At 67.8% G+C, this 9776-nt stretch carries 9 protein-coding genes; 2 read left to right on the top strand and 7 right to left on the bottom strand.

Features of this window, described 5'->3' with window-relative positions; genetic code table 11:
• The coding region (locus VEA98_RS15245; RefSeq protein WP_414642149.1) for a MucR family transcriptional regulator at positions 1 to 117 on the bottom strand (117 nt) is incomplete at its 3' end.
• Between the two features lie 317 nt (positions 118 to 434).
• A complete protein-coding gene (locus tag VEA98_RS05885; protein WP_324811691.1) occupies positions 435 to 1232 on the bottom strand; it encodes a hypothetical protein in 798 nt (265 codons plus the stop codon).
• 142 nt (positions 1233 to 1374) lie between these two features.
• Here VEA98_RS05885 and VEA98_RS05880 point away from each other — a divergent pair, with 142 nt between their 5' ends.
• Together VEA98_RS05880 and VEA98_RS05875 are read left to right on the top strand one after the other, a co-directional pair.
• On the top strand, positions 1375 to 3708 hold the full coding sequence (locus VEA98_RS05880; RefSeq protein ID WP_324811689.1) for a GH92 family glycosyl hydrolase: 2334 nt from the start codon (positions 1375 to 1377) through the stop codon (positions 3706 to 3708).
• Positions 3705 to 4205, top strand: coding sequence for a hypothetical protein (locus VEA98_RS05875; RefSeq protein ID WP_324811686.1), 501 nt, complete (start codon positions 3705 to 3707; stop codon positions 4203 to 4205). Before VEA98_RS05880 ends, VEA98_RS05875 begins: the two co-directional genes overlap by 4 nt.
• On the opposite strand, the gene VEA98_RS05870 is transcribed toward VEA98_RS05875, so the two are convergent.
• The 5 genes from VEA98_RS05870 to VEA98_RS05850 all read right to left on the bottom strand — a co-directional run bounded on the left by VEA98_RS05870 (position 4202) and on the right by VEA98_RS05850 (position 9662).
• Positions 4202 to 5596, bottom strand: a complete 1395-nt coding sequence (locus VEA98_RS05870) for a glycoside hydrolase family 47 protein (RefSeq protein ID WP_324811683.1) — start codon at positions 5594 to 5596, stop codon at positions 4202 to 4204. The two genes, VEA98_RS05875 and VEA98_RS05870, sit on opposite strands and share 4 nt — an antisense overlap.
• A 37-nt stretch (positions 5597 to 5633) precedes the next feature.
• Positions 5634 to 6401, bottom strand: coding sequence for a peptidase (locus tag VEA98_RS05865; protein WP_324811680.1), 768 nt, complete (start codon positions 6399 to 6401; stop codon positions 5634 to 5636).
• Positions 6402 to 6474: 73 nt separating this feature from the next.
• A complete protein-coding gene (locus tag VEA98_RS05860) occupies positions 6475 to 7299 on the bottom strand; it encodes a transglutaminase family protein (protein ID WP_324811678.1) in 825 nt (274 codons plus the stop codon).
• A gap of 3 nt (positions 7300 to 7302) precedes the next feature.
• Positions 7303 to 8235, bottom strand: a complete 933-nt coding sequence (locus VEA98_RS05855) for an alpha-E domain-containing protein (RefSeq protein WP_324811676.1) — start codon at positions 8233 to 8235, stop codon at positions 7303 to 7305.
• Positions 8235 to 9662 carry a circularly permuted type 2 ATP-grasp protein gene (locus VEA98_RS05850; protein WP_324811674.1) on the bottom strand — a complete coding sequence of 476 codons (1428 nt, stop codon included), beginning with the start codon at positions 9660 to 9662 and terminating at the stop codon, positions 8235 to 8237. The genes VEA98_RS05855 and VEA98_RS05850 overlap by 1 nt, the downstream gene beginning before the upstream one ends.
• Between the last annotated feature and the right edge of the window lie 114 nt (positions 9663 to 9776).

Here is a 9776-nt window from a genome sequence, read left to right as displayed (position 1 = left end):
GGAGAACTTCGCATCGCACAAACCGCGCCCATAGGGCAGCCCGTACTTGGCCCGGTATTCATCGCCCGTCATCTCGTGGACGCCGCGGAGGTGAGTTTCCAGAATTCGGAAATCCATGCCGCACAAGAGGCATGTGATGCGGTCACCGCTGAGATAGGCGTCAACATCCTCCCGGCATTCAAACACGAACTCCTTTGGGAACCCTGACTTGACGATCCTTTTTGCGCGTGGCATCGGTTTGAAATTCTCCGCTAAGTGATTGCTATCTGCGCGACTCACCGTGACCGGTTTGAAACCAACGCGGTATTTACCAAGGCAAAGGGCTGACTCTTAATCAGCGGGTCGTAGGTTCGAACCCTACATCACCCACCATCGTCCTTCCCTTGAAACCAACTGCACCTTTTGGGCGTGTTTGGCTCGCCGGCGGGCGATCGTCAGAGTATCGGCGCGTCCAGGTCGCGGGCGGGAGGAGCCGGCGCGGGAGCAGGCTGCGGAGGATTGCGCGGCGGTGGCGGCGCAGCTGGGTTCGGGACCGTGGCGTCTACGGCCTCCGGCGCCGCCTCCCGGACACGTCGGGCTTCGACCGTACGCGCAACTTCCACTGCGGCGGCGATGCTTCTCAGTCCATAGCCAATGCCGCACTTCTGGTCGTAGTCGTGCACGTCATGCAGGACCGAGGTCCCATCCCATCGATCGAAGGCGCCGCCTTCGATCCGGGCTCTCAGGGCCTGTTCTTCGACGCTACGCGCCGCCAGGACCGCCTGCGCGATCACCTCGATCTCCCGTCCGCCGAACAGGTTGTCCTTCAGTTCCCGGTTCGTGGCTCCGAAGAAGGTCGCGAGTGAGGAGAGCAGATTGGCCGACTCCTCCGGACTGGCCAAACCGCCGGCAGTTGTCAGGGCCAGTTGCGTCAGGTTGAGGCCGATGTCCGCTGAATTCTGCGCCCCGGTGATTCCGACTAGGTAGTTGTCGCATTTGGCGTTCGACTGCGCGATCAGGCTGCGGGCAAGCTCACGGCGCAGTTCTCCGTCGATGACGCCGCCCCCGTCCTCCCGGGCATAGGCCGACTCGAAACGATCCTCCCATCGCTGGGAGAGCGACAAGACCGGCCCGTTCGCGGCCAGCCCCTCGTCATGCATCGTGAAGCGGCCGTCTCCATTGACGTCCGTTCCCGAGCTCGCGCAAGCGCCCGCCAGAAGCGACAAGGCGATGACGACAGCCGAAGTCTTCATTGGCTCCCCCAATCCGACGAACACTGTTCCCTCAAGGGTTGTTGGCTGTCAAGCCGCTCCTGCCGTGGCTGAATCGCCATCGTCCTTCCCTCCCCTCGCCATCCTGCCTAGGCTCGAACGTCTCACGGCGGAGGGCTCGGGCATGCGGCGGATGGCGATCATGACGGCGGTGCTGGCGGTCGGGCTCGGGAGCGCTGCGGCGGCGCAGGAGCCGGCCTCCCCGTTCGACGCGGTCGATCCCTTCATCGGCACGGCGGGCAAGGGCCACACCTTCCCGGGCGCAGTGGCCCCGTTCGGCATGGTCCAGCTCAGCCCGGACACCGACTACAAGCTGCTGCGCGAGGGCTACGACTGGGCCTCGGGCTACCGCTACGACGACCCGACCATCCTCGGCTTCTCCCACACCCATTTCTCCGGCACCGGCCACTCCGACCTCGGCGACCTGCTGATCACGCCCCAGTCCGGTGAACTGCGTTGGGACGCCGGCGCCGCCGACCAGCCCGGCTCCGGCTACCGTTCCCGCTACGACAAGGCCTCCGAGAGGGCCGAGCCCGGCTACTACGCCGTCACCCTGACCGACTCCGGCGTGCGCGCCGAACTGACCGCCGGCATCCGCGTCGGCCTGCACCGCTACGCCTTCCCCGAGGGCGCGCCGGCGCGGGTGCTGATCGACTTCCGGCCCTCCATCTACGACTACCCGGGCAAGGTGCTGTGGTCGCGCCTCCGGGTGCATCCCGACGGCACGATCACCGGCTTCCGCGAGACCCGCGGCTGGGCCCCCGGCCGCCAATTCTTTTTCGCCCTGCGCTTCTCGAAGCCCGTCGCCGGCTATGAGCTGCGCGACCGCGAGGAAAACGTCCCCTACCGCGGCTTCCGCCAGCCGGGCCGCTCCCCCGCCGATCGCCAGCAGGTCGAAGGCCGCCAGCTGGAGGCCGCCTTCGATTTCGGCGAGATCGACGGTCCCCTGCTGGTCCAGGTCGCGATCTCTTCCGTCGACGAGGCCGGGGCCCTCGACAACCTCGAGTCCGGGGGCGGCGCCTTCGATTTCGACGGCGTCCGCGCCAACACCCGCGCCCAGTGGGAGGAGGCCCTCAACGTCGTCGAGATCGACGCCGCGCCCGGGATGCGCACCAGCCTCTACACCGCCCTCTACCACGCCCTGATCGCTCCTTCGGTGCACAGCGACGCCGACGGGCGCTGGCGCGGGCCCGACAACGCCGTGCACCAGGCCGACTTCACCGTCCATTCGACCTTCAGCCTGTGGGACACCTTCCGCGCCGAGCATCCGCTGCTGACCCTGGTCCAGCCGGGTTTCCGCAACGCCGACATGGTCAACTCCCTGATCGCGGCGCAGCAGGTCAGTCCTTGGGGCATCCTCCCGGTCTGGTCCTTCGCGGGTCAGGAGACCTGGACCATGATCGGCTATCACGCCGTCCCGGTGATCGCCGACGCGTATCTGAAGGGCCTGCCCGGCGTCGACGGCGAGGCGGCGCTGAACGCCATGATCGCCAGCGCTGCCTACCGGCCCTACGGCGGCCTGGGCGACTATATGGACCTCGGCTACGTCCCCATCGACCGCGAGCCCGAAGCCGCATCCAAGACCGTCGAATACGCCTATGACGACTGGACCATCGCCCGCATGGCCGAACGGCTGGGCCGCGCCGATGTCGCCGCCGAGTTCGACCGCCGCGCCGGCTTCTGGCGCAACACCTTCGACCCCGCCACCGGCTTCGTCCGCGCCCGCCTTGCCGACGGTTCGTTCCGCGAGCCGTTCGACCCCACCGCCATCAACTTCGGCTCTGACTACACCGAGGGCAACGCCTGGCAGTATTCGTGGTTCGTACCGCAGGACATGGCCGCGCTGGTCACCGCCATGGGCGGCGACGCCGCCACGGTCGCGAAGCTCGACGCCATGTTCGACTTCGACAACTCCGGCCTCGACTACTCCCACGCCGAGGACATCGCCGGCCTGATCGGCCAGTACATCCACGGCAACGAACCCAGCCATCACTCGGCCTACGCCTACGTCTTCGCCGGCGCCCCGTGGCGAACCCAGGCGCGGCTCAAGCAGATCATCGACAGCCAGTACCACTCACGCCCCGACGGCCTCGCCGGCAACGACGACGTCGGCCAGATGTCGGCCTGGCTGATGTTCACGGCCATGGGCTTCTATCCGGTGACGCCGGGCAGCGGCCAGTACGTCATCGGCCGCCCCTTCACCGACCGCACCGTCCTCAACCTCGCCAACGGCCGCCGCTTCGTCATCGCTGCCGAAGGCCTGTCGGACGACGCGCCCTACATCCAGTCCGTCGCCCTCAACGGCCGCCCGCTCGACCGCACCTGGATCGCCCACGACGAGATCCTCGCCGGCGGCGAACTCCGCTTCGTCATGGGCGCGGAGCCGAACGTGGCTTGGGGCGCGGGGGGTGAGGCGCGGCCGTATTCGATGAGCGGGTACGGCGCGGCCGCGCGATGATTCATCCACCGACGCGCATCCAGGCATCCAATAGCGACCTTATCGCCCTGTCTTCCGGAATCAGGCGGTTCGCGGTTGTGGGCGAAGAGGCAGTCTGGACCGAAGCGGCCGATGGCAAAATCCGGGTCCTGGGCCCGACAGCGTTGGACCTCGCTGACTTCTTCGAGGTCTTTCCCTTGCGGGTGAGCGAGGCAACGCCGCCGCGCAGGCTGGACTGGCGAGTTTGGCCGTTCCAAACCTACCGAACGGATATCGTAAGCCATCTGGAGTGGCTCACCCCGGTCGGCGCCCCGGTATCGACAGAGCGACTTGGTCCGGGTGAAGCGCCTGCGGAAGCAAGCCAAATTTGCGATACCGAAGCCGGGCTTCTATTCACCGGCGGGCGCGGCGAACGGTTGCTGATCGCTAGCGATCCATTTCCGTACAGGATCGTCTGCACGACTGACGCAGAAGAGATCGACACATACTTGGCGGACTGCTCGCTGAAGCAGACCTAGCCCCTCACAAACCCCCTGAGCACATTCGCCTCCGTGCTCAGCACCATCCGGTTAAGGTCGATCCGCTTCGGCTGCGCGAACATCAGCCAGTAGTATTTCATCTGCTCCGACCACCAGTAGCCGGGGCAGTTGTCGCCCTGGGTCATCGGCCGCGTGGTGATGTCGGCCAGTGAGGTGTAGCCGTAGGCCGCCTTCGAGGTCGCCTTCATGTTGCGGTAGTGGACCGCCGCCAGCGCCCGGTAGCGCTCGTCGCGGTCGCCCTGCCACAGGTTCAGGCAGGCGTCGGCGAACTCGGGGCGCAGCCCGGTCCGCGTGCCGCGCGGCCTCCCCGTCGTCACATCGATCGACTCCGGGATGATCCCGTACTGCGCCTGCATCGCCGTATACGAGGCGAGGAAGTCGTCCCCCTCGGCCTTGAACCCCGCCTGCCCCAGCAGCCCCGCCAGGTATCCGCCCAGCACCGTCTGCGACGTGCCGGTGACCGCCCCGGTCTCGTAATCCACCATCGGGAACCACAGCCGCCCGTCGTAACGCTTGCCCTGATGCGCGATCATCGCCGCGAGGCATTCCTCGGCCGCTGTCTTCAGCTCCTCGTCGCCGAACAGCTCCCAGGCGTCCCACAGGTATTCGTAGAAACTGTCGGCATAGACATCGATCGAGGCGTTGCGGCTGATGAACTCGCCCGTCTCCGCATGGATGTTGGCGGCCATCAGGCCGATGCTTGAGCGCCGGTCCAGCGCATGCTCCATCGCCCGCTTGGCCGCCGCATAGTAGCGCTCGTCGCCGGTCAGCTGGCCCAGCACCCCGAACTCGGTCGCATAGGTGCCGATCTCGGCCAGATTGGTCTCCGGGTCGCGCACCGCCCCCGTCTTCAGGTTCACATAGCGGTACGGCAGCCCGTGCGGCGACGCCTCGAACGCCTTCAAAAGACGGTCGGCGAGATCACGCGCCTTGCTCAGCAGCACCGGATCGCCGCACGCGAGATGCGCCGACAGCAGGCCCCCGACCAGCCGGATATTGGTCTCGAACACCTGCGAATAGCCGTCGATATCGAAGTCGAGGCTCGACTTCACCCAGTCCACGCCCTGCTGGAACTCGGCGTCCAGCTCCATCAGCCACAGGGTGTCCAGCGCCTCGACCAGCGACAGGCCGAGGTCATGGCCCTCGATGAAGAACGACCGCGAGGTCCCGCTGACGGGATTGATCTCGTCCCGGCCCCACGCCTTGTCGACGTAATGGTCCCAGGCCCATTTGAACTCCGCCTTCACATCGGCCCCGAGCGCGGCCCAGTCCTCGCTCTGCGCGGCGGCGGGCAGGCCCGACATCCCGGCGAGGACGGAACCGCCCATCAGGGCGAGGGCGTGGCGGCGGTGCAGGCGGCGATGGGTCATGCGTCACCGTATCCCGATGACGCCTGCCCGCAACCGTTCAGCCCCGGCTCGCCGCCAGCCTCGGCCCGCCGGTCATCCACGGCGGCTCCGGCATCGAGCGCCGGGCGTGGGCCTGGGCCCGCGTCCACTGGTCGTGCAGGTCGTTGAAATAGGCGTCGTCCTCGGCGATCCGCCGGACATCCCCGCTCAGGAAGCCGCGCCGCAGCGTCAGCATGTCGAACGGCGCCCCGACCGACACGTTCGAGCGCATCGTCGTCGAGAACGAGATCAGCCCCAGCTTGACCGCCTCGGCCAGCGGCGTGTCGTACGCCAGGCCGCTCTCCAGGATCGGCTTGCCGTATTTCAGCTCGCCGATCTGCAGATAGGGCGTGTCTCGCCCGCACTCGATGAAATTGCCCTGGCTGTAGATCAGGAACAGCCCCATCTCGCCGCCGGCGATCTGGCCGCCCAGCAGCATCGAGGCCGAGGTGTTCAGGCTGTCCGCCTCCAGCGCCGGGGCGATCGACTGGCGCACGCTGCGCAGCGCATGGCCCAGCAACTGGGCGCAGCGGTACAGGCTGGGCGCCGTCTCCAGCGTCTCGGGCGGTTCGCCGACCTTCAGGTGCACGCCGTCCTTGACCATGGCCATGGCTGTCTGGGTCACTGACAGGTTGCCGGCGGTGCAGACGCCCAGCACCCGGTCGCCCGGCTGGTCGATGACATGCAGCTTGCGGTAGGACGAGATGTTGTCGACGCCCGCATTGGTCCGGGTGTCGGCGATCATCGCCAACCCCTCCTCCACCAGCATGCCCACGCAGTAGGTCATGCGACGCCTCGACTCAGGCCTGTATCCGTCATCTGGCGACGGTAACAGATTCCCTCCGCGGTCGATCCCGCAACTACGCCTGTTGCTGGCTCTGTTGCATGTCCGCATCACGCACGGCCAGCCGCACCGCCAGCCGCTCGCCGCCGCCGCCGTAGCTGGCCCCGCGCACCGGCGCCGCGCCCAGATAGTCCAGCCCCGCCGCCACCCTGACGTAGCGATCGGTTGGGCAGACGCCGTTGGCGGGATCGAAGCCGACCCAGCCCAGGTCCTCGATCCAGGCCTCGGCCCAGGCGTGGGCGGCGTCCTGATGCTCGGTGTCGTCACGCAGCAGATGGCCGGAGACGTAGCGCGCCGGCGTGCCCATCTGGCGGGCGCAGGCGATGAAGACATGGGCGTGGTCCTGGCAGACCCCGCGCCCCAGAGCGAGCACCTCGGCGGCGGTGTGCGTCGGCGTCGTCACCCCGACCTCGAAGGCCACCGAGCCGTGGATCGCCGTCATCAGCCGATGCATACGGTCCAGCGGCGGATGGGCCGAGAACTCGGACGCAAACACGGAAATCAGCTTGTCGCGCCTGGTCAGCGGCGTGTCGCGCAGGAACACCAGCGGCGACAGCGTCTCCTGGTCCGGCGGCACGACCCCGCCGGTGTCGCTGGTCATCACCTCGCCCGAGACCCGCACCGTCAGGCTCTGCGTCGGCTGTTCGGTGTAGAGGGTGTGCACCACATTGCCGAAGGCGTCTTCGGACCGGCGCAGGCGGGCGTCGACGTCGGTCTCCACCGCCCAGTGACGCACCTGCTGCGCCTCGCTGGAGCGCGGCGTCAGGCGCAGGCTCTGGATGATGAACCGCGCGGCCCGGTCGTAGGCGTAGGTGGTGGCGTAATCGATCAGGATGCGCATCGTTCAGGCCAGATACTGGTCATGGATGGCCTGGGCCAGACGGCCGTTCTCGGCGAGGAAGGCCTGGATGTATTCGTGCAGGCCCGACTGGAAGATCGCCTCGATGCGCGAATTGTCGAACGACCGCATCCGGTCCGCCGCCAGCCGCTGCGCCGGACCGCGCCGGCCGTAGTCGTTGGCCAGCCGCTCCAGATAGCGCACCATCGAGGCCTGGCAGCTGGCCAGCGAGCGCGGCATCTGCCGGTTCAGCACCAGCAGGTCGGCGACCAGCCACGGCTTGACGCTGTCGCGATAGACCCAGCGGTAGGCGGTCAGCGCCGACACCTCCCTCAGCAGGGTGGTCCACTGGAAATAGTCCAGCTGGCCCCCGACCCGCTCGCCCTCGGGCAGCAGCAGATGGTATTTCACGTCCAGCAGCCGCGCCGTGTTGTCGGCCCGCTCGATGGCCGCGCCCAGCCGCAGGAAATAATAGCCGTCGTTCCTCAGCATGGTCCGCGAGGTGGCGCCCTCGACCGACAGGGTGACCGTCTTCACCCATTCCAGAAAGCGCGTGAACTCGTCGCGCCGCGTCGGCTGGCCCTGCTCGGCCAGGCCGTTCCAGGCGCCGTTCAGCGCTTCCCACAGCTCGGTGGTCAGGGCGGTGCGCACCGACCGCGCATTGGTCCGGGCCCGGGTGATGCAGGCGGCGATCGACGACGGGTTCTCCGGCGAAAAGGCCAGATACTCGCGCACCGACTTCTCGGTCGGCGACCGGCCCAGCGCCTTGGGCACGCTGGCGCAGGCCAGGGCGCTGGCCCAGACGGTGCTGGCGTCGCCGTCGCCGCGTGTCGGTATCGCGGCCAGCCGGATCGTCGCCTCGAGGATGCGCGCCAGAAAGTCCGCCCGCTCGATATAGCGGCCAGTCCAGTACAGGCTGTCTGCGGTGCGGCTCAGCATCAGACGTCCAGCACCCAGGTGTCCTTGGTGCCGCCGCCCTGGCTGGAATTGACCACCAGCGAGCCTGGCTTCAGCGCCACCCGCGTCAGCCCGCCCGGCGCCACCTTCACGCCTTCGGGGCTCGACAGCACGAACGGCCGCAGGTCGACGTGACGCGGGGCCAGCTCGCCGTTCTTGTCCAGCGTCGGCGCGGTCGACAGCTCCAGCGTCGGCTGGGCGATGAAGTCGTCGGGATCGTTGATCAGCCGCTTGCGGAAGGCCTCGATCTCCGTCTTCGACGCCGCCGGCCCGACCAGCATGCCGTAGCCGCCCGAGCCGCCGACCTCCTTGACCACCAGATCGCCGAGGTTGGCCAGCACATGCTTCAGCGCCTCCGGCTCGCGGCACCGCCACGTCGGCACGTTCTTCAGGATCGGCTCCTCGCCGGTGAAGAAGCGGATGATCTCGGGCATGTAGGTATAGACCGCCTTGTCGTCGGCCACGCCGGTGCCGACGGCGTTGGCCAGAGTCACCGTCCCTTCCTGATAGGCGGTCATCAGCCCCGGCACGCCCAGCGCCGAGTCCGGCCGGAAGGTCAACGGATCTAGGAAGTCGTCATCGATCCGGCGATAGACCACGTCGACCCGCTGGCGGCCCTGCGTCGTGCGCATGAACACCTTGCCATCGTCGACGAACAGGTCGCGCCCCTCGACCAGTTCGACCCCCAGCTTGTCGGCCAGGAAGCTGTGCTCGTAGTAGGCCGAGTTGAACGGCCCCGGGGTCAGCACCACGATGACCGGATCGGCGCCCGCCGCCTCCGGCGCGCACGCCCGCAGGCTCGCCAGCAGCATGTCCGTATAGGTCTCGACCGGCCGCACCGGATAGTCGGCGAACAGGTCGGGGAACAGCCGCATCATCATCTCGCGGTTCTCCAGCATGTAGGAGACCCCGGACGGGGTGCGGCAGTTGTCCTCCAGCACGTAGAACTCGTCCTCGCCGGTGCGCACGAGGTCGACCCCGGCGATCTGCACCCACACGCCGCGCGGCGGCCGCCGGCCCTGCATCTCGGGCGCGTAGTGCGGATTGGTCAGGATCAGTTCGGACGGCACCACGCCCGCCTTCAGGCACTCCTGGCGTCCATAGACATCGGCCAGGAACAGGTTGATGGCGTTGACCCGCTGGACCAGCCCCGCCTCCAGCGCGGCCCATTCCGCCGCCCCGAGAATGCGCGGCGCCACGTCGAACGGGATCAGCCGCTCGCTGGATTCGGCGTCGCCATAGACGGCGAAGGTGATGCCCATGCGGCGGAAGAACAGCTCGGCCTGGCGCGAGCGCGATTGCAGCAGGCCCTCGGGCGCCTCGGCGAGCCAACGCGCCAGCCCCCGATAGCTCTCCCGGACGTCCGCCCCATAGGCGGCCGCGTCTCCTGACATTTCGTCGAAGGCCATGCCGCTCCCGCTGCAATGAGCCACAAGCGTGGCCAGATAACCTACGCGCGCGCAACAGGATTGTTGCACCGCCGAGCCCGGAGCTGACACCTTCGTGAGCGTGGCCGTCGGCCG

The organism is Brevundimonas sp. (assembly GCF_035627055.1).
Lineage (GTDB): Bacteria > Pseudomonadota > Alphaproteobacteria > Caulobacterales > Caulobacteraceae > Brevundimonas.
Note: the sequence above shows the minus strand (reverse complement) of the source record. Positions and strands in the feature narration are given on the sequence as shown.

Excerpts from the sequence above, each read along its gene's own strand:
- VEA98_RS05860 (WP_324811678.1), bottom strand. The coding sequence starts at position 7,299 with ATGCGCATCCTGATCGATTACGCCACCACCTACGCCTACGACCGGGCC.
- VEA98_RS05850 (WP_324811674.1), bottom strand. The coding sequence starts at position 9,662 with ATGGCCTTCGACGAAATGTCAGGAGACGCGGCCGCCTATGGGGCGGAC.
- VEA98_RS05880 (WP_324811689.1), top strand. The coding sequence starts at position 1,375 with ATGCGGCGGATGGCGATCATGACGGCGGTGCTGGCGGTCGGGCTCGGG.
- VEA98_RS05885 (WP_324811691.1), bottom strand. The coding sequence starts at position 1,232 with ATGAAGACTTCGGCTGTCGTCATCGCCTTGTCGCTTCTGGCGGGCGCT.
- VEA98_RS05870 (WP_324811683.1), bottom strand. The coding sequence starts at position 5,596 with ATGACCCATCGCCGCCTGCACCGCCGCCACGCCCTCGCCCTGATGGGC.
- VEA98_RS05875 (WP_324811686.1), top strand. The coding sequence starts at position 3,705 with ATGATTCATCCACCGACGCGCATCCAGGCATCCAATAGCGACCTTATC.
- VEA98_RS05855 (WP_324811676.1), bottom strand. The coding sequence starts at position 8,235 with ATGCTGAGCCGCACCGCAGACAGCCTGTACTGGACTGGCCGCTATATC.
- VEA98_RS05865 (WP_324811680.1), bottom strand. The coding sequence starts at position 6,401 with ATGACCTACTGCGTGGGCATGCTGGTGGAGGAGGGGTTGGCGATGATC.